We start from the raw sequence: 19,647 nt of genomic DNA, 5'->3' as shown, positions 1-19,647 counted from the left end.
TCATACCCTGAGGTGAGCGCCCTGTGGCCGGCACGACCGACACCGATCTCGCTCCGCACGAACTGCGCATCCTGGTGGCGGTTGCGGACGCCGGTGGCTTCTCGGCCGGGGCCGAAACGCTCGGCCTCACACAGTCCGCGATCTCCCACTCGGTGCGCGGCAGCGAACGTAAGATCGGCGCCGTTCTGTTCGAACGCGGCCGCAGCGGTGCGAGACCCACTCCGGCGGGGGAGAAGGCTGTGGCGCATGCGCGCCGTATCCTGCGGCTGCTGGACGTGCTCGTCGCCGAGGCGCGGCAAGCCGCCCCGTCCGAGGCGACGCAGGGGCCGGAGGGCCCGCTGCGGATCGCGGCCTTCCGCAGCACAGCGCTGCACCTGCTGCCGCCCGTCCTGCAGCGGCTGCGCGCGCGGTATCCCGGGATCGAGCCGCAGGTACGGATCGTCCGTGAGCTCGGGCGCGGCACGGCGGGCGAGGTGGCCGACGGGCGGTCGGATCTCGCCATTGCCACATTGGACGCAGCGCGGCTGCCGGCGGGGCTGCTGGCGAGCGGACTCTTCGAAGAGAGCTACTCCCTGGTGCATCCGGCCGGACACCCGGCTCCGTGCTCGCTGCCGTTGGTCGACTGGGTCGAGAACTGCGGCTCGTACACCCGCGCCTGGTGGGGCGCGCAGGACTGGATCCCGAGGGCCATGATCGAGGCCGAGGACGACGGAGCAGTGCTCTCGCTCGTGAGCGGGGGGCACGGAATGGCGATCATGCCCGCGCTCTCCCTGGTCGGAGCACCGGACTCGATCGAGATCACCGATCTCGGTCCGGAGCGCCCGACGCGCCGTATCGGCTATGTGACCACCCCGGAGCTCGCCGGCTCCGCCGTCGTGCGCGCTCTGGTGCGAGAGCTGCGGGCCGCCGGCTCCGCCATTTGACGGGCAGCGGGCAGTGGGCAGTGGGCAGCGGGCAGCCAGTGCCCAAAGCCCTGCTGTGAGATCTGAACGCGTCAGCGAGGCGTTCAACCACCACAGCCCACCCCTTGCCCTCGTCAAACCGCTGGCGGCTGCCGGGGGTGATGGCGGCGTTGACGAATCCGGTCTTCCTTGGCCGCCCGTGACAGTGCCGCCTGCGCAACGGGTCTGGGGTCGGTCACAGGAGGAAGGGCAGGTTCACTATCAGGGCGATGTACGCGATGCAGCCGAGCGCGATGAGCAGGACGGACAGGACGTGGTGGACGTGAAAGACGCAGGTGCTGCCACAACTCCCGGAGCCCTTCCGCGTCCCAAAGCCGGGCGTCGGTGAGCACAGGCCGGTGGGCTCTGGAGGTGATGACGATCCGGCTGCCGTGCGGACCGTCGACGGGCACCCTGACCGTGTGCAGCCCCGTCAGCGCCAGCGTGCCGTTCTCGCGGATCGACCGCGCCGCGAGGGCGGTGAACAGCGGATTGTCGAGGAACGTCGTCGGGCGCACGTGCACTACGGGCAGGCCCGACCAGTCCAGCACCTGCTCCGCCAGCCAGTGCAGCCGCTGCTGGTGGGATTCCGCGGTGCTGGTGGCGGTCATCTGCGACACCGTCATCTGCGACATGTCCACCAGCACGTCGAGTTCGCCGTGTGCCTTCGCGACCGTGGCCATGACGGTCGCCGCTAGCAGGTGGTCCGGGGACACACTGAGCCCGAAGTACGTCCGGCGGACGCCGTCGAGCGCGGCCGCCACCGTTTCGGGCCGGGTCAGGTCCCCGGTGACGACCTCGGCGCCCCATGCCCGCACCTCGGCCGCGTGGCGTCCTCGCGGCGGATCAGGACGCGGACCGGCACGTTCTGCGCGCGCAGCCGCTCGGTGACGAGGCGGCCCATGCCGCCTGCGCCGGTGACGAGAACGAGGTCGTGATCAGCCATCGGTGGCTTCCTTCCGGAGGTGTTCGCCTCGGCCAGGCCCTGGCCGCTGCATGGGTGGTAGTGCGTTTTGGTGCTCGACGTTGCCGCTCGGGGTGAGCACCAGGGAGGGCGCTCCGTCGCGGAGGTAGGCGGCGCGCTGAGCTTGGAGGATGTGATGGAAGCGCTCCGCGTCGGTGGGCTGTCTGGTGACGTCGGTGACGGTCATGACGGCGTTCCTTGGCTGTTTGTGCGGGCGACGAAGTGCTGCGGGCGCTGGCGGCGGGCCATCCAGCCCATGAGCCGGACCATCGAGCGGCGCGGCAGGAGCTTGCCGGCGAGGGCGAGCGACCGGCCGTTGGTGATCACCGACGGGGGCGCGGATCGGCGGTCGAGCGTGTCGAGGGCAACCTTCACGACCTGCTCGGGGGTGGCCCGCTTCGTGCCGTAGTCGGCGGACTGGCTGCCGGCGACGTCGTAGAACTCGGTCCGGGTGGCGCCGGGGCACACGGCCAGGACGCGCAGGCCGGTGCCGCGGGTCTCCTCCCACAGCGATTCGGTGAAGCTGAGGACGAATGCCTTGGTGGCGCCGTAGACGCTCAGGTAGGGAGTCGGCTGGAAGCCCAGCAGGCTCGCGACGTTGATCAGGACGCCGGTGTCGGCGGAGGACAGCGGGTCGATGTAGGCGCGGCTGAGGTCGACCAGCGCGCTGACGTTCAGCGCGATCATGCTTTGCAGGCGGTCGGGATCCTCGTCGGTGAACGCGTCGTGGGTGCCGAAGCCGGCGTTGTTGACCAGTCCGGTGGCGTCGATGCCGCGGGACTCGAGTTCGGCGCGCAGCGTGCGGCCGGCGTCGGGCAGGCCGAGGTCGCGGGCGACGGCGGTCACCGTGACGCCGTGGGCGCGGGTGAGTTCGGCGGCCAGGCTCTCAAGCCGGTCCGCCCGGCGGGCCACCAGCACGAGGTTCGCGCCGCGGCGGGCCAGCTGGCGGGCGAATTCGGCGCCGAGGCCGGAACTGGCGCCGGTGACGATGACGGTCTGGCGGTGGTAGTCGATTTCGCTCATGACATTCACTCTACGCACGCTTTTGCACTGAGTGCAATTATCTGCATCGAGTGATGCGACGTACCATCGGTGCATGGCGCAGAAACCGACACCTATCCGGGAACAAACCCGCTCCGTGGTCCGATCACTGCTGGCGCGGACGGCTATCGAGCTGTTCGCCGCCAAGGGCTACGACGACACGACCCTCGATGAGGTCGCCGCAGCCGCGGGCGTCTCCCGGCGGACCCTGTTCAATTACTTCCGCAACAAGGAAGACCTCGCGCTCAGCGGCCTGGACGAACAGGGCGAACTGATCGCCGCGCGCCTCGCCGAGCGCCCGGCCGACGAGGATGCCTGGACGGCGCTGCGCGCGGCGTTCCAGGTGCTCGAGGAGATCGACATGACAGTCGAAGGGCGCCTGGAGTTCATCACGCTCCTGTTCGGCAACGATTCCCTCCGCGCCGGACACGCCGAGAAGCAGGCCCGCTGGCAAGACCTGTTCGCACCGCTGATCGAGCCGAGACTGCCCGACTCCGACCGCCGCACCCTGCAAGCCCGCGCGATCGCAGCCGCAGCGATCATCTGCCTGCAGGCAGCCAACGAGGAATGGGTACGCCTGGGCGGACAGACCGACATGTTCGACCTCTACGACACCGCCGTACAGGCCATCCGCCGCCCCACCTGAAACCGGCCGCATCCAACTCCACCACGCTCGCCGGCAGGCCACGGCCGAGCCGGGCGAGGCCGGCCGCCCGACGTGCGTGCGCCGTGCGGCAGTAACCCGCGCCCCGGCAAGGCGATTCGCCACTGGCCCCGACGTCCCCGCTTACACGCACTGGTCACTGACCGCCTGCGCACAAGGGTGAGCGAAGAACGCTGCGCCTGGGGCAGGCTTTGCGGCGGCGCCGGTGAGGTGACGACCGGGACTCTCCGCGCTTACGCCACCGGGAAACTCGCGTACTGCAAGATCCCGCGCCACGTTCTGGTCGTCGACGAGTTCCCGATGGCCGTCGGGCCAACGACCACGAACAGACGCTGGCGACGCACTGCGCCGAACCCGGTTCCCCGTCGGCGGAGGCACTCCGACTGCTGGCCAGCTGGGGCACCGACGCGACAAGGGCGGGAGCCGGGATGCCGCCGGCACGCACGGCTTGATGAACAGTTGATCATCGATAGTTGGCTGCGCGCCACGCCCAGCGTTCCTTCGCACGCCAGACGCCTCCGGGGCCGGTTCGGCTTCAGGACGGCGCGGGCGTGCTGCGGGTGGCAGTGGAAGAACGGTGCCGCCGCTGCGCAGGGCGTCGTTTCGAGGGCCGGCCGGCGGATGGCCTCCTCGTACAGGTTCCGGCGGGCTGACTTCTCCGCGCACGTCTGCCGCGTCGACATCAGGTCCCGGGCTAACCAGCTGACTACGGCTTTGGCCAGCTGCCCAACGCGAGGTTCGCGACTTGCAGCAGCTCAGGGCGGGAACTACCACTCGCGGCCTGGACGGCGATCCCGTTGGCGACTGTTCTCAGGTAGAGCGCAAGCAGATGAGGATCTGTGGAAGGCGGAAGGTCACCGGCGTCCACCGCCTGTTGAAACCGGCGCGTCAAGTGGGCTATCCCATCCTCACGCCATGCGATGAGTGCGTCTCGGACCGGGCGGCTCTCATCCCCGGTAGCCAACGCACCCAGCACGCCAAGACAGCCCGTGGGGAGTCCCGGCATGGTTGCCGCCTCGACCGTCCCGTGGAGCACAGCCGTAGCCACTCCTCGACTTGTGGGCTCTGCCAGAGCTCGGGCGAAGTAGGCGGTCAAGCCCTCGGTGTAGCGCTCCAGCGCCTTGTAGAAGAGGTCTTCTTTGCTGCCGAACGCCCTGTACAGGCTGGGACGGCTGATACCCATCGCTTCGGTGAGGTCGTCAAGGCTGGCGCCCTCGAACCCCTTTGACCAGAACACCAGGACTGCACGATCGAGTGCCTCGTCGATGTCGAACGCGCGAGGCCTGCCAGGAGGGGACGGTGTCGTCGAGGGCATTTCTTCATCCTACCCCTTCGGTACCGATCGGTACGGATGTGCTAACGTGTTTCGTACCAATCGGTACGCTATAACGAAGGGTGACATCATGTCACAGACCGTACTCATCACTGGCGGAACCTCAGGCATCGGCTTGAGCCTCGCGCAGTCCTTCGTGGAGCTCGGGGCGTCCGTCGTCGTCTGCGGACGTTCGCAGGCTGCGCTTGACCGATTCACGCAGGTACACCCGCAGGCGCTGGCCGTGCGGGCCGATGTGACGGACGCAGCTGATCGGGCAGCGTTGCTGCAAGCAATCGCTGATCGCTTCGGGCGTCTGGACGTGTTGGTGAACAACGCCGGTACGTTCGAGGAACGGGACTATGCCGCCGGCAAGAACCCCAACGCGACTCTCGATGACGAGGTGGCGTTGAACCTCAGTGCCCCCATCCACTTGACGGGTGAAGTGCTCGAGCGGTGGCCAGAGCCCGACGCGATCGTGTTCATCACCTCGGGGTTCGCTTTGGTCTCGCCTACTCGCGCGCCTACCCACGGCGCGGTGAAGGCCGGCCTGCACGGCTTTGCGGATGGCTTGCGCCGTCAACTCGCCCCGCAGGGCACCCATGTCCTCGAGGTCCTCCCACCGTCCACGGACACGCCCATGAACGCCGAAGCCACGGGGAAGAAACTGACTCCCGAGCAGGTGGCGGCGGTCACGATGAAGGCTCTTCGGCGCAGGCGGAACATGGCATTCCCCGGTCAGACGAAAGTCATGCCCGCCATGCTGCGCATCGCGCCGGGCACACTGCGACGCGTCGTCGCCGAGCTCTGAACCCCATGAAACACAGCTGACCGGCCCGTTCCGGATTGAAAGGATTCTCCATGTCCAAATTCCCCCTCCACCTGGTTCCTTCCCGCAGAGCGCTGACGACCGGGCGCTTCATCGTCGCGGCCACCCACTTGTTCACCCCGCGGCTGGCCGCGCGGGTTTTCCAGCTCACGGCTAGCGGTACCCCCGCGATCCCCTATTCGCGGATGTTCGCGATCCGCAACGCTGCTCTCGGGCTTGGACTGCAACGTTTGGACAGTTTCACCCGACCCCAGCAGCAGCAGTTTCTTGCGGTGAACATCGTCATGGACTCGGTCGATGCCGCCGCTTTCCTGGCTGCGGGCCTGCGGCGCGACGTCAGCCGTACCTCGGCCATGCTGTCCGCCGCCGTGGCTCTTTCTGCGGTGGTAGCCGGTACCACGGCCCTCATCGAGCACAAGCAAGCGGCCGCCCAAGAGACGGAGCCAACAGCGACGGCGCCATCGAACAGCGCCTGGAAGTGACCGCACCGGCGTGGCAGCGGCCGGCTTCCCCGATGGGGCAGGCCAGGTCACCGGCTGCTCGCACTGGTGGCGATCGCGGGGAGGACGGCGAGAGTGAGGATGCCGCCGGTGAGGGCGAGGACGGGGTAGCCGGAGGCGGAGACGACGAGGCTGGAGCTGAAGCCCCCGGTGGAGTCGGCGATGGCGATGGAGACGTCGGCCATGCCCTGGTTCTTGGCGCGGGTGGCCAGCGGCACGGCATCGGTGATCATCGCGGTGCCGGAGACGAGGCGCAGGTTCCAGCCCAGCCGCGGCAGGCGCCGCGGCCGCGGTGATTGCGGCGGCGAGCGAAGTCCTCGTCCAGGCAGGCAGCGATGGACACATTCGTCATCCCGTCAGGTCCCCGATCGGTCAGCGTTGCCGTCGCTCTTGCCGGTGCACCACCGTCCGAGGGGATGGCGGTGCGGCCCCGGGCGGCGACGATCACCCGACGGGAGCGGACCACGCCCTGGCGTGCACGCTGAGCCTTGCCCTCCCATGGGTCCCGGTTCAGGAGGGGCTGCGAGGTGCGCCGGAATCGGGCTTGGAGGGGGATGACGGTGGCGCCGGTGCGCAGGGCCTCGTTTTCGAGGGCGAGTTTACGGATGGCTTCCTCGTAGAGGGTGAGGGTGCGGCGCAACTCGGTGTTCTCCTTTCGCAGCCGGGCCAGATTCGCCTCCCGCCGCTCGTCGGCCCCGGAGGACTCTGCTTGGACCACCGGTGGGGCGGTCGCAGGGATGTGGGGCCGGAAGCGGGTGTCGATCAGGTCGGCGTAGTGGCGGTGGAAGGTGGCGTGGGGGATGCCGAGGTGCCGCTCGACAGCGGTGACGGTCGGGCGGTGTCCTCTGGTGGCTGCTTCTTCGAGGACGGTGTCGATGGCGGCCTTGACGGTGTCGGCGTCGGGCAGGGCACGTTTCACTCGGCGGGCTCCGGGCCGTGGCGAGCGAGGAACGCGGCCGTTTCCCGGTGCTGTTCCTCCAGGCGATGGCAGACATAGGGGACGAGGTGATCGCGGTTGGCCAGGGCCTCCTCCAGCTTGGTCAGGTGGCCGTTCAGCGCCTGGCGGTTGGCAGGTGTGAGGGCGGTGTTTCGGCAGGCCAGGGGCTGGCAGTCGGCCAGGACGGGCCGGCCGTCGCCGGGGGCGTCGGGAGTGCGGCACAGGGCGCGGTCGGGGTTGTAGACGCAGGTGACGAAGGTCCCCAGGTACACGTGCGGGTCGTGGCGGGCCACAATGCGGCGCAGGCGGGCTTCGTCAGTGACGACCTGGCCGTCGAAGGCGGTGTCCGGGCGAACTCGGCGAGCCGGGCTTCGGCCTCGGCGCCGGCTGGCCCAGTCAGCGTTGGGCGGTCTTCGTCGGCGCCCATCTCGGCGAGGAGCTGGCCACGGGCGAGGGCTTGCTCGGCTTCGACCTCATCGCGGAAGCCGGAGTCGCTGGTGCCGGCGTAGCCCTCGAACATCTGAATGCACTGGTGGCGGTATTGCAGGGCTCCCGCGATGGCGCCGCCGGGGCGGCGGGCGATGAACCAGGCCAGGGTCCGCCGGAACTGGCGCGTGGTCAGCCGAGACAGCTGGCCCCGTTCCAGGGGATCCCGTCTGGGCGGCTGCGGTCGCCGCAGTAGGCGGTGATCCAGGAGATCAGGAAGGCGATGTCCTTGTTGGTGGTGTTGCTGTTGGGCACCGGGAATGTGCTGCGGCGGCGGGTGCTGGGTGCGGGGGCGAGCAAGTAGGGCTGGTCCTGGGGCTGGAAGCGTTCGAGGACGGCGATGGCCCGGGCGACGGGGGCGGTGACGGTCCAGGTGGCCTCCGCGCCGTGGATGTCTTCGTCCTTGAAGGCGAGGCTGCCAAGCCGATGCCGGTAGACATGCCCGTCCGGTGTCTGCTGGACGCTCAGGCATCCGCGCTGGAGGTGCTTGATCTCGGAGTCGCGCATGCCGGAGAGGTAGGCGATCACGATCCAGCAGGACACCAGAAGCAGCCGCTCCATGCGGGCGACGTCGTAGTACGAGATGCGCTCCAGCCACGGCCGGCCCTCCAGCTGCCCCTGGGGAGCGTGCGCGAGCGGGCAGTCCGTGTCGACTCCGACGTCGTCGGCGGCCTCCGCGATCATCTGTCGGGGCCGGGCCTCGTCCAGGCGGTGAACGGGACAGCCCAGAAGCCGAGCCAGGTAGCTTGTGCTGGGGAAGGGCTTACCTCGGCGGGCGGAGGCCAGGCGTGCGGGCGCCGCTGGTAGGGGGCGCTGACGGCGGCGGAAGGCGTCCAGCAGTTCCGCCGGCGCGGTGGGCAGGTCGGGGTCGGCGGGCGGCCGGGCATCGATGGCGTCACGCTCTGCGCGGGCAGCCAGGACATCGTCGGCGAAGTCGTCGACCCAGCGCATCGCCCAGCTCAGCAGCGGTGCTACGACCTGCTCGGGGATGCGGTCGGTGAGATTCTCTCCGCCGGCGCGGCGGTGAACGCGTCCCCATGCTTGCCACAGGGGCCGTCGCAGCGGGTCCTGCCCGAGGTGGTCAGGCAGGACGTTCCTGTAGGCCCAGAACATCCGCACTGCTCGCCGGTTGCATCGGGTGGCACCGCCGGACAGCCGAAGCGCCGTGATCTCGCGGTGATAGTCGTCCAGGTCCTCACCGTCGAGCTCCCGCAGGGTGCGGTCGCGGCATGCCGGGCGCCGCCACGACCGCTGCCCGCCCAGATCGACCACACCGCGGCGGTATGGGAGAACGCGCGACTGCGCGCCGTCATCCGGTGCAGCAGCAGGTAGAAGCCGCCCATCGTCCTCAGATCCCGGTCCGGATCGACACTCCAGTGCACGGTCGCCCGGGAATTGGCCTTGCCCCGGCGGCGCTTGGTCAGCGTCACCGAGACAGCCCGCTCCTCCAGCAGCCGGTGCTCGGCCGGCAGTTCCTTGAGCGTCTCCGGGTTCCTGCCGCTCAGCCCTGCCGCGTAGATCAACAGCGGGGCGAGGTCCGGGTCGATGACGAACAGCTGCCGCGCCTGCGCGTAGCAGGCCGCCGGATACTCGCCCGCCGAAAGCCCTCGGTAGTCCACCTGGACCCGGCCCGTACGCGCCATCGCTTCCAGCCGTACGCCCTGCTCACGTTCGGCGGGAGTCAGGGAATCGGGAGCGTCGAGGAAACGCCGCAGCAGGCTCTCGGCCGCCGAGATCCGGTCACGGATGGCCGCCACGTCCGACCGGGCGGCGGCCATGACGGTCTGGAACTCGCGGTCCGAGTACCCCGGACGCATCTCCTGCCGGGCATCCACCCCGTGGCCGCGCTGCCCGGCGTAGTCCGCTGCCGCCCGCTCCAGACGGTCCTGGCCAGGCAAGGCGCGCACGATCCGCAGCAACCCCTGGAGGTCTCTGCGAGCAGACTTCTCCGAGCACGTCTCCCGCCGTGACATCAGATACCGCTCCAGGTGACGCGCCCGCAGGTCCTCCACCCGTTGCGGCGGAACAGGAAGGCGGTCCAGGAGCAGGAGGAACCGTTTGATCGACTGCCACTGGCCGCTCGCCGCCCGCTGCGTCCGGCACCCGCCACCAGGCCCGATCCGCACCCCCAGCGCGTGCGCGAAGTCCAAGCGCATCCCCGGCAGCGGCAACTCCTCGAACCGGAACACGCACTCGCGCCCGTCCTCCCCGATGAATCGCGCTACCGGCGATCCCCCGTCCTCGGGAACCTCCACCGCCGGTGGCGGCTGATAGAGCCCCTCGGGTACAGCCGCCGCACGCCCACGGCCCGCGCGCGGCGAATCCTTGCTCACGCGGCCACCGCCGACCGCTCCAGCCAGCCCTCCTCGCTGAAGCCCGCCGGCTCCGACGCCCCTTCCGGCACCAGCTCCAGGCGCGTACGCATCTCCAGCTCCTGCAGAGTGTGCAGGTAGATCGCCGTGGTGGTCGCCGACCTGTGACCCAGCCTGATCCGCACCCAGTTCAACGGGTCCCCGAACACCCGCTGATACGTCAGCCGCTGCTGCGCGTTCATCTCGCCCAGTGCCTGCGGATGTCCCCGCCACAACAGCTCCAGCGTGGTCACCGCGTAGGAATGGCGCAGCATGTGCGGCGTCGCCGCAACGCCGACGCCTCGGGCACGGCACCGGTCGTTGGCATCGGCGAAGACCTGCTTCCACCCGGAGACCGTCATCGGCAGGCCCCACTGGTTCAGGGACGGCCTGGCGGCCGTCAGCCCGGACGTGTACACGCGGGTAGGGCCCGATAGGCGGTCGATCTTGGCGAATCAACCCTCGGCGTGCACCGCGTCGGACACCTTGAGCCCTTCCCGGCAGTGCTCTCCGGTCCAGTGGCAGGGCTAGGCGGGGCGGGAGAGGCCCTCAGGCGGTGCGCCCTCGGCGAACAGCATGGTCACCCGGGCCTTGCCTTCTCGTATCTCCCGGGCCCGCCGGTACTCGGCGGAGTCGTACCACTCCCGGATCGTGTCCATGTCGGGAAACTCGATGATCACGAACCCGGAGGAGTCCCAGGTGCCTTCGACGGGCTTGGGTGTGGGTCCCCCGACCAGGTAGTGGCCGCCGTGGTTGCGGATGGACTGCTGGGCCACGGCCGCGTAGGCCGCGCCGGCCTCCTGGTCGAGCACATCGAAGTTGACGACGACGTAAGCGGGCGTGCGATTCCCCGTCCCGAACTGCGGGTAGAGCGCGCCGACGCCTCCGGACAGACCCGCGAGCACGGTCCTGCTCGTCTCGTCGGCGACGATCTCAGGGGTGCCGGCGGCGACACCGTCGAGGGCGATGCGTGCGATGTCGGCGGGGTCGGCCTTCGGCGCGTCGACGCCGGCGGACATGTCGGTGTCCATGTACCCGACGTGCAGCGCCGAGACCTGGGTGCCCTGCGGGGCGAGTTCCTGGCGCAGCCCGTTCGTCATGGACCAGGCGGCCGACTTGGCGACGCTATAGGCACCGAAGTCGGGGAAGTTGACCCAGGAGGCGACCGACAGGATGTTCAGCACCGCGCTGCTGTCGTGAGCGCCGAGCTGGGGGGCGAATGCCCGGGTGACCGCCAAGGTGCCGAGGTAGTGGGTGTCGATCTCCAGGCGGATGTCCGCCAGGTCGCCCGTCAGCAGCGACGCGGAGGTGGCCGAACCGGCGTTGTTGACCAGGATCGACACGTCGCCGGTCGCCTCTGCCGCTGCGGCGATGGAGGCGGGGTCGGTCACGTCGAGGGCGATCGGCTTCACGCCGTCGAGGTCGACGGCTGCGGGATTGCGGGCGGCTGCGTAGACGGTCGCGCCGCGGTCGCGCAACTGCTTCGCCAGGTGACGGCCCAGGCCACGGTTCGCCCCGGTGACCAGTGCGGTCTGTCCTTCGATCTGCATGGCACAACTCCCTGCTGGATAGGTTTTTCCAACCTAGACCCTCTGGGTTGGAAGAAGCAACCCAGGGTAGGCTTGCAGCATGGGCAAGATTCCGAATGACAGCTGCGCCATCGCCCGCAGCCTGGGCGTGCTGGGCGAGCGCTGGACGTTTCTGATCCTGCGCGAGGCCGTGGCGGGGTCGAGCCGATTCTCGGAGTTCCGCAGCGGGCTCGGTGTGGCGCCGGACGTTCTCACCGAACGCCTGAACACGCTGGTCACATACGGCGTGATGGGGAAGGTGCCCTACCGGGAACCAGGAGAGCGGGCTCGCTTCTCGTACGTGCTCACGGATGCGGGCCGGGAACTCCTCGTCGTCCTGCTCGCTCTACAGCAATGGGGCGACAAGCACCTGCCGTGGCCGGACGGGCCGAGCATCCTGCGCCAGGTCGAGGGTTCCGAACGACCGGTGCACGTCGGGTTCATCGACGATGACGGAAACGAAGTCGACGAAAGCTCCGTGGCACTGATCCCGACCGCCATCTTCCCAAGCCGGAAGTAGCGCCCCTCCCAGTTCCGCGCGACCCTCCCAGGCTCAACGACCGGCCGGGAACGAACGCCGCCAGGCCTTGCAGGCTCCGTGCAATCCGGAGCGGGCGGCCGCCCGTGATGGCTGGCCGGCCACTGTTCCCGCAACACCGCCCCTGTACGGCGTCCGCTGCGGATACCCCAGCTGCGCCTCCTTGACCGGTCTTTGCGAGGGGGCGCACGGTTGATTCCGCTTACCTGCCGCGCCCTTTTGCCTGTTCGGGATCTTGCACGTGATGCACACCGTCATCCCGTGGCAGGAGCGTCGCCGACACCCCTCGCCCGCCGCCCGGAACCTGCCCCACCCACCCACTGGTCCGGTCAACCAGTCGGGAGGTTCCGGCCCGGTCGCCCCCGCCGCGCACGCGATTTCCGCAGGTTGGCGACGTTGCCGCAGGTGCGCACGTCGTGCCAGACACCGCTGGTGTTGCGGGAGCTGTCCCAGAAGGCCACCGCGCACAGCGGATTACGGCACAGTTTCAAGCGACGCCACGTTCCAGCGAGTTGGGCGTCGTAGATCGCGAGGAGCACCCGTTGGCCGAGCGCGGGAATGCCTACCGAGCCCGGCACGAGTCTCACGGTTCCGTCTGCTTCGAGGCGAACGCGGGCGACTGATTCGACGGCTGCCGGCCTGGCGCCGTCGTCGCGATCCGGTCCGTGGTCGCGCTCGGCCAACGACCGCCGTATCGCGTCACGCAGCGCGCGGAGATCGCCCATGCCCGGGCTGTCGCCCGCGACTCCGTAGGCATCCAGCCACCGCGCCGCGCTATCCGGCGCGTCCAGGAGGTCCGGAACATCGCCACCGGCCCCCCGGATGGAAGCGGTGTTCAGCAGGTCCTGAACGATCCGCAGCTCACCAGGCGCCACCGCGACGCCGAAGCGACTATTGCCGTCGCTGCCCGCATGCGCGGCGCCGACGTCGGGATCGCCCTTCCCGTACTTCTCCATGACACAAGTGTACGCATTTTGCATGCGCCACGCCGACGACTTCTTTACGAAGACAGGGAGCTCCGCCCTTGCATTGACAGAAGTGTCAGCCATATGCTTATGTCACAACGATGGAGAGGATTGACTGTGATCACTCACCCGGAGAGAGGGAATCCCGGCCTGGGGCGGACGGCCAATGCGCCCGCATCCGCAGCGAGCGGTGTGGTCCAGGACGGTGTTGCGATGCACGTCGCCGGCACCGCGTACGGCAAGCATTTCCCGCGGCGGGAGAGCCTCGCGGCGGCAGGCGGACGGGCGGAAATCCGATGAGCGGCACCGATCTTCGCTATGAGGTCTTCGTCTCGGACATGGAGCCGGTCACGGTTGCGGCTCCGCCACGGCCGGACGACGGGCCGTCGCTGTGGTCATCGATGTCGCACGCGCTCATCTACGGGAAGAACGAGGCGCTGCTGACCGACCCGCCGGTCACACGCGGGCAGGCCGACACGCTCATCAAATGGGTGGAAAGCCATGATGTGGCTCTGCGCTACATCTATGTGACCCACGCGCACTTCGACCACTTCGCGACCACGAATTACCTGCTCCGCCGGTTCCCCGACGTGACGGTTGTCGCGAGCGACGCGGTGCTCGCGGGCATCGCCCGCCAGACACCTGGCGGAGTGCTGGCCGGCGTGTACAGGGACATCTTCGGCGACGCCCTTCCCGAGCCTCCGTTGACTGTCCAGGGCTCCGTGTTCCCCGCCGGCGGGCTGCTCCTCGACGGGCACGAGCTCGTCGCGCACGAGGTCGGCCACTCCGACACCGACGACACCAGCGTGCTGCACGTGCCCTCACTGGACCTGGTCATAGCCGGTGATGTCGTCTACAACAACTTCCACCAGTACCTCGGAGAAGGCCGAGACGGCGGCCTGGACGCGTGGCACCGGGCCCTCGACAAGGTCGCTGCCTTGAAGCCACGGTTCGTGGTGGCCGGTCACAAGGACACCCAACGCGGAAATCCCGCATCGGACATCGACGAAACGCGGCGCTATCTCGACGCCGGCGCCGTCGTCCTCGAGCAGTCCACGAACCCCGCGGAATTCTTCAACGCGATGAAGCAGCGCTACCCCGAGCGCGTGAACCCCTGGGCAATCTGGCTCAGCGCCCTGCAGCTGTTCGGCAACTGACAGCCAACACCGGCCAGTCAGGGCAGACGGCATCGGCTTCCCGCGCGCTGTGCAGGGCGCTGTCGATGTCGCCTCGTGCGACGTGGTCCCACATGCGCGCCCGATGCGCGAAGGCCCGTCGGCCGGGCGACGGGAGCTGCCCGGCACAGGACTCGGCCAGCTCCGCCCAGTGCGCGGTGGCGGCCGAGTCGGACCCGGCGGCGGCCGCTCTGGCCAGCGCGTCGCACCAGCGTGGCTTACGCCAGCCCGCCACCCGAGGAAGCTCATCGCCCCCGGCGGCGTCCAGCAGGGGGTATCGCCGAGGTGAGCCCAAAAGGGGCCAACAGTGGGCCGCTGACCGTACGGACAGTGATGAGCATTTGCTGGCCTGGCTGCTGACGCTGGAGTCGTATCAGCGGATGGGGTGCTTCCCGAGGGCGGAGGACATCCCGGAGGCGGTGGCGGAGTTCGTGCGGCGGGCGGTGGAGCTGCCGGAGGGCACGCTGCCGGTGTACCGGGCGGCGAAGACGATGAAGAACCACCGGGGCCTGGTACGGCAGCGGGTCGGTGTGGCCTACGACCAGGGCAGGGCCGGGCGGATCGCCGAGGAGTCGATCCGCAGGGAGGCCGCGTCGAAGAACCGGCCGGCGGACCTGATCAACATCGCGCTGGAGAAGGTGGTGGAGGCCGGCTGGAGCTGCCGGCGTTCTCCACCTTCGACGCGATGGCCTCGACCGACCGCAAGGAGGTGAACGCCTCGATCTGCGCGGGCATCCACGACCGGATGAGCGCGCCGGAGCGGGCGGGGGTGCTGCGGCTGCTGGAGGAGCGCGAGAGCGACGGCACGACGCTGTACAACCGGCTGAAGAAGCCCGCTCAGGGCCCGACCTGGTCACACTTCAAGAACCTGGCCAAGCGGCTGGAATGGGTGGACGGGCTCGGCGACACGGGCCTGTGGATGGACGGCATCGCGGCCGGGAAGATCACCGACTTCGCCGGGGAGGCGGACGCGGCCGACGTGGCGGAGCTGCGGGACTACCAGCCCGTCAAGCGCCTCGCGCTGGTTGCGTGTCTGACGCACAAGGCGCAGATGCGGGTCCGCGACGACCTGGCGACGATGTTCTGCAAGCGCGTGGCGATGAAGACCAAGAAGGCCAAGTCGGAGCTGGAGGAGATCCGGCTGGCCGAGCGGGAGATCGTAGAGGCCCTGATCGGGAACTACCGCACCGTGCTCAAGAGCATCGACGAGGGCGGTCCCGCTCAGGAGGCGCTGGAGAAGGCCAAGGCGATGACCGCCGAGGTCCGGGCGGCTCTGGAGGGCCTGGACGAGGCGGCGCCCGCCGACGAGGTCGCGCGGCGGCTGGAGGGCCGGGTCTCCCCGGCTGTCCTTGCCCTGGCCAGGGCCCGCAAGCCGGGCGGCATCGCCTACCACCACGTCTCGGACACCTACATCGCGCTGTTCACGCACTTCATCCCGTGCGGGGTGTGGGAGGCCGTCTACATCATCGAGGGCCTGCTGAAGAACACCAGTGAGGTGCAGCCGACCACGGTGCACGCGGATACCCAGGGCCAGTCCCAGCCGGTCTTTGCGCTCGCCCACTTGCTGGGCTTCGACTTGATGCCCAGGATCAGGAACTGGAAGGGCATGACGTTCTACCGGCCCAGCAAGACCACGGAGTACGTGCACATCGACGCCCTGTTCGGCGAGGCGGGCAAGAACGCGATCGACTTCGACCTGATTCGAGTCCCAGTTCCGTCACCTGATGCGGGTGGCCGTCTCCGTGCGCGAGGGCGCGATCTCCTCCTCCACGCTGCTCAAGCGGCTGCGCTCGGGCTCCAAGAAGAACGCCACCTACGCCGCCTTCCGTGAGGTCGGCCGAGTCATCCGCACCGTCCAGCTCCTGCGCTATATCACCGACGCCCCGCTGCGCCGGCGGGTGACCGCGGCGACGAACAAGGTCGAGTCGTTCAACCGGTTCTCCCAGTGGATCGGCTTCGGCAACCGCGGCGTAATCGCCGACAACGACCCCGTCGAGCAGGAGAAGGCGATGAAGTTCAACGCTCTGCTCACGAACGCGGTGATCTTCCACAACGCCCTGGACATCGCGGAGATCGTCCGCCAGCTGCTGGAAGAGGGCTGGGAGATCGACCCGGAGGACCTGGCCCACATCTCGCCGTACCTGACCGAGCACATCAACCGGTTCGGCCAGTACTCCACGCACGAGCTCGGCATCCAGCCCGACGCCTACGACCCGAAACTCGACGTCGACTTCACCCCGCTGCGCGAGCAGGACCTGACCGCCGCTGGCCTCGGCAAGGCGGCCTGATGCCGGGCGCGGCCGGAGCGAACGGCGAGACGATGAACAACCTCGTGACGGCGGGCCGGTGCCTGTACCGGCCAGACCTGGCAGCGCCGGGGCCCTCGCCCGACCATGGCCTACCACCTGGTCCACGAGTTCACCGACTACGAGGTGCTGCGCATCTGGGGGGACACCCGTGAAGATCGACAACGAGCCGATGGGGAACCTCTAGGACCTCCCCGAGGGACTCAGCCCCTCCACGGCCAGCCGGAACAGCCGGTCCGCCTCGGCGGCGGGGTCGCGGTGGTGCTCCGTGGCCAGGACGATGCCGACGGCGAGAGTGATCAGGTCGGCGACCGTGACCTGTGCCGTCACCGCGCCGTCCCGCACGGCTCGCCGCAGCAGCGGGACCCCCGCCTGCTCCAGCGCGGCCGAGCACGAGTTCTCGTGCACGGAGTCGGGCGCGGACCCGTCGTAGGACAGCGCCGCCGCCAGCCCGCTGGCGGCCACGCAGTAGGCGACGACCTCTCCCAGCCACTCCAGCAGCGCGTCCCGGCTGTCGCCCTCGCCGGTCAGCTCCTGCGCGCGGACGCTCAGTGCGGCGATCCGCTTGTGCGACACCGCTTCGAGCAGTGCGCGGCGCGTCGGGAAGTGCCGGCGCACGGTCGCGGACCCAACCCCCGCCGTACGGGCGATCTGCTCCAGGGACGCGTCGGCCCCGTGGGCGGCGACCTCTTCCTCGGCCACGGTGAGAATGCGCGCGTAGTTGCGTCTGGCGTCTGCGCGCTGGCGTTCTGCCATGGAGTTCACCTCGTCCTTTGTTAAATGGCGTGCCCCGCCGTATCTTAGTCGAGAGGAAACGGCGGGCCCCGCCGTTTTTGCCGCAACGCCTCGGAGGAGCACCCGTATGCCCACAGACTCAGGCGCAGCCCCAGGATCGGTACAGGCGCCGGTCCTGGTTACCGGCGCCACCGGCAGGCAGGGCGGTGCCACGGCCCGCGCACTGCTCGCGGCGGGGATTCCCGTACGGGCCCTGGTGCGCGACCCGGCGACCGACCGCGCGAAGGCCGTGGAGGCGCTCGGCGCGGAACTGGTCACCGGCGATCTCCACGACCGCGAGTCCGTCAAGCGCGCCGCGGAGGGGGCCAGGGCGGTCTTCTCCGTTCAGATGCCCCAATTCACGGGGACGGGCTTCGACTTCGAGGGGGAGGTACGACAGGGCGTCAACCTCATCGAGGGGGCGCTGGCCGCAGGGGTGCCGCAGTTCGTGCACACCTCGGTGAGCGGCGCCGGCCAGCACGTAGAGGAGCCCGGCTGGGCCGAGGGCCGGTGGGCGTCGTCGGAGGCCACGCTGGGGGCCAAGACCGCGATCCAGGACCGGGTCCGCGAGGCCGGCTTCCCGCACTGGACGCTGCTCAAGCCGGGGTTCTTCATGGACAACTTCCGCCCGTCCATGGCGTTCCTGTTCCCTCGCGGGATGGCGGGCGGCGTGGTGAGCGTCCTCAAGCCCACGACGCACCTGTCCCTCGCCGCGGTGGACGACATCGGCGCGGCGGCGGCCGCGGCGGTCGCCGACCCGGATCGGTTCCACCGCGTCGAGCTGGAGCTCGCGAGCGACTACCTGACAATGACGCAGATCGCCGATGTGCTCTCGCGGGTGCTGGGGGTGCCGCTGAGCGCGCCGGACATGACGGAGGCCGAGGCGCTCGCTGCGGGCATGCCCCCCATGGGGGCCTCGCACGACCGCCTGAACGTGACGGGCCAGCCGGCCCGACCGCAGTACGCCACGGCCCTGGGCATCCCCCTCACCTCATTCGAAACCTGGACCCGCCACCACCTGCGCCCAACCCCCTGACCTCCGCCCGCTACGGACGGCGTTGCCCTCCCGGTGGGTGCTCGGCCTGTCGGCAAACAATCGTTTGCCGACAGGCAGCCGACGCGTCCAATGAACCCGTGCAATCCGGGGGTTCGCGGCGGCTCGAATCCAATCAGATCCGATGGCGATTGCTGACAGGGTTTGACGACAGATAGGGTCCATTCCTCCGTACGGAAGGGGCCCCTCGGTCGCGAACCTGGTCTACAAGCGGTCTCGACCGACCGGCAGTCAACGGCCCGGCAGAACCTCGTCCTGGAGGAGGCCGGGATCGAGGGCCCGGTCGTCTTCGAAGAGGACCCGGGCACTTCCAGCCGCCTCCATCCCCTCCAGCGGCCGAAGTTCCGCGAGCTGCTCACCTACGCGCGGCCGGGCGACACCGTGCACATCTCCGAGATGTTCCGCCTCGTCCGCGGCACCGGGCACATCCTGGACGTGCTCGACCTCCTGCACTAGGGCCGCCTCGCCCTGCGTATCCACGACGGCGCGTTCTCCGCGATGGACCTCACCGCCCGCCAGCCGCGCACCGGCGAGCTGCTGTCCACCGTGAAGTTCATGGTGCAGACCCTCGCCGCTGCCGGCGAACTCCAGCGAGGCCTCCAGCGCGAGCTGACGTACGACGGACTGCGCGCCGCCGAGGCCAAGGGCAACAAGGGTGGGCGCCGCCCGGCCGTCGTCGCCGCGAGGACCGACGACGTGCGTGCCGCGTACCTGGAAGGTCGCTCGATAGCCGCACTCGCCCGCGACCAGGAGGTCAGCCGCGGTGCCATCCGTACCGCCGTCGCGGACCTCCTGCCCGAGTACACGGCCGCCGACCCGGGCGCTCCAGCCCCGGAGCTGCCGGTCGTCCTCGACATGCCGGGCAAGGTCGCCGACTTCCTCCGCGCTGGCGACCTGGGGGATGTAGAGCGGGCCGCGCTCGACCAGGGCGTCACCGTACGGCGAGGGCAGGGCTACACCCTGCGCGTCACCGCCGTGCCCGCGGTCCACCGCCAATTCCTCGCCCGATGCCAGCCCCTCGACGGCACCCTGGCGGTCCCAGCCCAGCGCAAGGCCCGCCGCGAGTACGCGAACCGCGTCAGCAACCTCGGGCAGTAACCAAGATCATCCCATGGCCCCTTTTGGGCTCACCTCGGCGATACCCCAGGATCCCCGTGGGTTCAAGGAAGCCGAAGGTCCTTCAGCTTGAACCCACGGGTCCGCCGGTCTGCTTCAGGTGGGTAGATCCGTGGGTTCGGTTGG

At 69.4% G+C, this 19,647-nt stretch carries 24 protein-coding genes and 4 pseudogenes; 13 read left to right on the top strand and 15 right to left on the bottom strand.

Annotated elements, in window-relative coordinates; all coding sequences use genetic code 11:
- Window positions 1-23 precede the first annotated feature (23 nt).
- Window positions 24-923 (top strand): LysR family transcriptional regulator, encoded by a 900-nt coding sequence (locus tag ACZ5SK_RS44520; protein ID WP_361709808.1) that lies wholly within the window; start codon window positions 24-26, stop codon window positions 921-923.
- Between the two features lie 113 nt (window positions 924-1,036).
- Here the strand turns inward: ACZ5SK_RS44520 and ACZ5SK_RS44515 are convergent, their stop codons facing one another.
- Genes ACZ5SK_RS44515 through ACZ5SK_RS44500 form a run of 4 tightly spaced genes read right to left on the bottom strand, consistent with a single transcriptional unit; the run spans window position 1,037 to window position 2,928 of the window.
- Window positions 1,037-1,759 carry an NAD(P)H-binding protein gene (locus tag ACZ5SK_RS44515; protein WP_334575088.1) on the bottom strand — a complete coding sequence of 241 codons (723 nt, stop codon included), beginning with the start codon at window positions 1,757-1,759 and terminating at the stop codon, window positions 1,037-1,039.
- Window positions 1,720-1,887, bottom strand: a complete 168-nt coding sequence (locus ACZ5SK_RS44510) for a hypothetical protein (protein ID WP_334575086.1) — start codon at window positions 1,885-1,887, stop codon at window positions 1,720-1,722. The genes ACZ5SK_RS44515 and ACZ5SK_RS44510 overlap by 40 nt, the downstream gene beginning before the upstream one ends.
- A complete protein-coding gene (locus ACZ5SK_RS44505) occupies window positions 1,880-2,092 on the bottom strand; it encodes a hypothetical protein (protein WP_334575085.1) in 213 nt (70 codons plus the stop codon). The genes ACZ5SK_RS44510 and ACZ5SK_RS44505 overlap by 8 nt, the downstream gene beginning before the upstream one ends.
- Window positions 2,089-2,928, bottom strand: a complete 840-nt coding sequence (locus ACZ5SK_RS44500; protein WP_334575084.1) for an SDR family NAD(P)-dependent oxidoreductase — start codon at window positions 2,926-2,928, stop codon at window positions 2,089-2,091. Before ACZ5SK_RS44500 ends, ACZ5SK_RS44505 begins: the two co-directional genes overlap by 4 nt.
- Before the next feature lie 73 nt (window positions 2,929-3,001).
- Here ACZ5SK_RS44500 and ACZ5SK_RS44495 point away from each other — a divergent pair, with 73 nt between their 5' ends.
- Window positions 3,002-3,592, top strand: coding sequence for a TetR/AcrR family transcriptional regulator (locus ACZ5SK_RS44495; RefSeq protein WP_334575083.1), 591 nt, complete (start codon window positions 3,002-3,004; stop codon window positions 3,590-3,592).
- A 332-nt stretch (window positions 3,593-3,924) separates the two neighbouring features.
- Window positions 3,925-4,062, top strand: a pseudogene (locus tag ACZ5SK_RS44490) (transcriptional regulator); the annotation flags it as partial.
- 254 nt (window positions 4,063-4,316) lie between these two features.
- On the opposite strand, the gene ACZ5SK_RS44485 reads toward ACZ5SK_RS44490, so the two are convergent.
- On the bottom strand, window positions 4,317-4,925 hold the full coding sequence (locus ACZ5SK_RS44485) for a TetR/AcrR family transcriptional regulator (protein WP_361709814.1): 609 nt from the start codon (window positions 4,923-4,925) through the stop codon (window positions 4,317-4,319).
- A gap of 88 nt (window positions 4,926-5,013) precedes the next feature.
- Here ACZ5SK_RS44485 and ACZ5SK_RS44480 point away from each other — a divergent pair, with 88 nt between their 5' ends.
- Together ACZ5SK_RS44480 and ACZ5SK_RS44475 are read left to right on the top strand one after the other, a co-directional pair.
- Window positions 5,014-5,733, top strand: coding sequence for an SDR family NAD(P)-dependent oxidoreductase (locus tag ACZ5SK_RS44480; protein WP_457495850.1), 720 nt, complete (start codon window positions 5,014-5,016; stop codon window positions 5,731-5,733).
- A gap of 50 nt (window positions 5,734-5,783) precedes the next feature.
- Window positions 5,784-6,233, top strand: a complete 450-nt coding sequence (locus ACZ5SK_RS44475; RefSeq protein WP_457495849.1) for a hypothetical protein — start codon at window positions 5,784-5,786, stop codon at window positions 6,231-6,233.
- A gap of 47 nt (window positions 6,234-6,280) precedes the next feature.
- Here the strand turns inward: ACZ5SK_RS44475 and ACZ5SK_RS44470 are convergent.
- The 8 genes and pseudogenes from ACZ5SK_RS44470 to ACZ5SK_RS44435 all read right to left on the bottom strand — a co-directional run.
- Window positions 6,281-6,520 (bottom strand): annotated as a pseudogene (locus tag ACZ5SK_RS44470) (MFS transporter); the annotation flags it as partial.
- On the bottom strand, window positions 6,481-7,170 hold the full coding sequence (locus tag ACZ5SK_RS44465) for a hypothetical protein (RefSeq protein WP_361709820.1): 690 nt from the start codon (window positions 7,168-7,170) through the stop codon (window positions 6,481-6,483). The gene ACZ5SK_RS44465 and the pseudogene ACZ5SK_RS44470, both read right to left, overlap by 40 nt.
- Window positions 7,167-7,460, bottom strand: a complete 294-nt coding sequence (locus tag ACZ5SK_RS44460) for a hypothetical protein (protein WP_361709823.1) — start codon at window positions 7,458-7,460, stop codon at window positions 7,167-7,169. The genes ACZ5SK_RS44465 and ACZ5SK_RS44460 overlap by 4 nt, the downstream gene beginning before the upstream one ends.
- A 346-nt stretch (window positions 7,461-7,806) precedes the next feature.
- Entirely contained in the window at window positions 7,807-8,625 is an 819-nt protein-coding gene (locus ACZ5SK_RS44455; protein WP_457495848.1) for a hypothetical protein, read from the bottom strand.
- 20 nt (window positions 8,626-8,645) lie between these two features.
- Window positions 8,646-10,007: a hypothetical protein gene (locus ACZ5SK_RS44450; RefSeq protein ID WP_361709830.1), complete on the bottom strand. Its 1,362-nt coding sequence runs from the start codon at window positions 10,005-10,007 to the stop codon at window positions 8,646-8,648.
- Window positions 10,004-10,444 (bottom strand): hypothetical protein, encoded by a 441-nt coding sequence (locus ACZ5SK_RS44445; protein ID WP_361709833.1) that lies wholly within the window; start codon window positions 10,442-10,444, stop codon window positions 10,004-10,006. The genes ACZ5SK_RS44450 and ACZ5SK_RS44445 overlap by 4 nt, the downstream gene beginning before the upstream one ends.
- Window positions 10,445-10,552: 108 nt before the next feature.
- Window positions 10,553-10,852 (bottom strand): annotated as a pseudogene (locus ACZ5SK_RS44440) (DUF1330 domain-containing protein); the annotation flags it as partial.
- Between the two features lie 33 nt (window positions 10,853-10,885).
- Window positions 10,886-11,575, bottom strand: a pseudogene (locus tag ACZ5SK_RS44435) (SDR family oxidoreductase); the annotation flags it as partial.
- Between the two features lie 79 nt (window positions 11,576-11,654).
- Between ACZ5SK_RS44435 and ACZ5SK_RS44430 the strand changes: the two are divergent.
- Window positions 11,655-12,113: a winged helix-turn-helix transcriptional regulator gene (locus ACZ5SK_RS44430; RefSeq protein WP_334575064.1), complete on the top strand. Its 459-nt coding sequence runs from the start codon at window positions 11,655-11,657 to the stop codon at window positions 12,111-12,113.
- 347 nt (window positions 12,114-12,460) lie between these two features.
- On the opposite strand, the gene ACZ5SK_RS44425 is transcribed toward ACZ5SK_RS44430, so the two are convergent.
- Complete coding sequence (locus ACZ5SK_RS44425) at window positions 12,461-13,087, bottom strand: CGNR zinc finger domain-containing protein (protein WP_361709836.1); 627 nt, start codon at window positions 13,085-13,087, stop codon at window positions 12,461-12,463.
- A 305-nt stretch (window positions 13,088-13,392) separates the two neighbouring features.
- Between ACZ5SK_RS44425 and ACZ5SK_RS44420 the strand changes: the two genes are divergently transcribed.
- The 4 genes from ACZ5SK_RS44420 (at window position 13,393) to ACZ5SK_RS44405 (ending at window position 16,559) form a co-directional block, all read left to right on the top strand.
- Window positions 13,393-14,253 (top strand): MBL fold metallo-hydrolase, encoded by an 861-nt coding sequence (locus tag ACZ5SK_RS44420; RefSeq protein WP_361709839.1) that lies wholly within the window; start codon window positions 13,393-13,395, stop codon window positions 14,251-14,253.
- 65 nt (window positions 14,254-14,318) lie between these two features.
- Complete coding sequence (locus ACZ5SK_RS44415; protein ID WP_468577783.1) at window positions 14,319-14,984, top strand: DUF4158 domain-containing protein; 666 nt, start codon at window positions 14,319-14,321, stop codon at window positions 14,982-14,984.
- Window positions 14,957-16,102, top strand: a complete 1,146-nt coding sequence (locus ACZ5SK_RS44410) for a Tn3 family transposase (protein WP_457495844.1) — start codon at window positions 14,957-14,959, stop codon at window positions 16,100-16,102. The genes ACZ5SK_RS44415 and ACZ5SK_RS44410 overlap by 28 nt, the downstream gene beginning before the upstream one ends.
- On the top strand, window positions 16,002-16,559 hold the full coding sequence (locus ACZ5SK_RS44405; protein ID WP_457495843.1) for a Tn3 family transposase: 558 nt from the start codon (window positions 16,002-16,004) through the stop codon (window positions 16,557-16,559). Before ACZ5SK_RS44410 ends, ACZ5SK_RS44405 begins: the two co-directional genes overlap by 101 nt.
- Before the next feature lie 201 nt (window positions 16,560-16,760).
- On the opposite strand, the gene ACZ5SK_RS44400 is transcribed toward ACZ5SK_RS44405, so the two are convergent.
- Window positions 16,761-17,333, bottom strand: a complete 573-nt coding sequence (locus ACZ5SK_RS44400; protein ID WP_361710766.1) for a TetR/AcrR family transcriptional regulator — start codon at window positions 17,331-17,333, stop codon at window positions 16,761-16,763.
- Window positions 17,334-17,439: 106 nt separating this feature from the next.
- On the opposite strand from ACZ5SK_RS44400, the gene ACZ5SK_RS44395 reads away from it, so the two are divergent.
- The 3 genes from ACZ5SK_RS44395 (at window position 17,440) to ACZ5SK_RS44385 (ending at window position 19,503) form a co-directional block, all read left to right on the top strand.
- Window positions 17,440-18,387 carry an NmrA family NAD(P)-binding protein gene (locus tag ACZ5SK_RS44395; protein WP_361710764.1) on the top strand — a complete coding sequence of 316 codons (948 nt, stop codon included), beginning with the start codon at window positions 17,440-17,442 and terminating at the stop codon, window positions 18,385-18,387.
- 162 nt (window positions 18,388-18,549) lie between these two features.
- The gene (locus ACZ5SK_RS44390; protein WP_468577780.1) at window positions 18,550-18,861 is read left to right on the top strand and encodes a recombinase family protein; all 312 of its coding nucleotides are present in this window, start codon (window positions 18,550-18,552) and stop codon (window positions 18,859-18,861) included.
- A gap of 42 nt (window positions 18,862-18,903) precedes the next feature.
- Complete coding sequence (locus ACZ5SK_RS44385; RefSeq protein ID WP_468577778.1) at window positions 18,904-19,503, top strand: hypothetical protein; 600 nt, start codon at window positions 18,904-18,906, stop codon at window positions 19,501-19,503.
- Window positions 19,504-19,647: the final 144 nt, after the last annotated feature.

The organism is Streptomyces sp. NPDC031474 (assembly GCF_055581185.1).
This window is presented reverse-complemented; position numbering and strand designations above follow the sequence as displayed.

Bases quoted from the DNA above. Each gene is read 5' to 3' on its own strand.
- ACZ5SK_RS44510 (WP_334575086.1), bottom strand. From the start codon at position 1,887: ATGGCTGATCACGACCTCGTTCTCGTCACCGGCGCAGGCGGCATGGGC.
- ACZ5SK_RS44505 (WP_334575085.1), bottom strand. From the start codon at position 2,092: ATGACCGTCACCGACGTCACCAGACAGCCCACCGACGCGGAGCGCTTC.
- ACZ5SK_RS44500 (WP_334575084.1), bottom strand. From the start codon at position 2,928: ATGAGCGAAATCGACTACCACCGCCAGACCGTCATCGTCACCGGCGCC.
- ACZ5SK_RS44495 (WP_334575083.1), top strand. From the start codon at position 3,002: ATGGCGCAGAAACCGACACCTATCCGGGAACAAACCCGCTCCGTGGTC.
- ACZ5SK_RS44485 (WP_361709814.1), bottom strand. From the start codon at position 4,925: ATGCCCTCGACGACACCGTCCCCTCCTGGCAGGCCTCGCGCGTTCGAC.
- ACZ5SK_RS44480 (WP_457495850.1), top strand. From the start codon at position 5,014: ATGTCACAGACCGTACTCATCACTGGCGGAACCTCAGGCATCGGCTTG.
- ACZ5SK_RS44475 (WP_457495849.1), top strand. From the start codon at position 5,784: ATGTCCAAATTCCCCCTCCACCTGGTTCCTTCCCGCAGAGCGCTGACG.
- ACZ5SK_RS44455 (WP_457495848.1), bottom strand. From the start codon at position 8,625: ATGCGCTGGGTCGACGACTTCGCCGACGATGTCCTGGCTGCCCGCGCA.
- ACZ5SK_RS44430 (WP_334575064.1), top strand. From the start codon at position 11,655: ATGGGCAAGATTCCGAATGACAGCTGCGCCATCGCCCGCAGCCTGGGC.
- ACZ5SK_RS44425 (WP_361709836.1), bottom strand. From the start codon at position 13,087: ATGGAGAAGTACGGGAAGGGCGATCCCGACGTCGGCGCCGCGCATGCG.
- ACZ5SK_RS44420 (WP_361709839.1), top strand. From the start codon at position 13,393: ATGAGCGGCACCGATCTTCGCTATGAGGTCTTCGTCTCGGACATGGAG.
- ACZ5SK_RS44415 (WP_468577783.1), top strand. From the start codon at position 14,319: ATGTCGCCTCGTGCGACGTGGTCCCACATGCGCGCCCGATGCGCGAAG.
- ACZ5SK_RS44410 (WP_457495844.1), top strand. From the start codon at position 14,957: ATGGCCTCGACCGACCGCAAGGAGGTGAACGCCTCGATCTGCGCGGGC.
- ACZ5SK_RS44400 (WP_361710766.1), bottom strand. From the start codon at position 17,333: ATGGCAGAACGCCAGCGCGCAGACGCCAGACGCAACTACGCGCGCATT.
- ACZ5SK_RS44395 (WP_361710764.1), top strand. From the start codon at position 17,440: ATGCCCACAGACTCAGGCGCAGCCCCAGGATCGGTACAGGCGCCGGTC.
- ACZ5SK_RS44385 (WP_468577778.1), top strand. From the start codon at position 18,904: ATGGACCTCACCGCCCGCCAGCCGCGCACCGGCGAGCTGCTGTCCACC.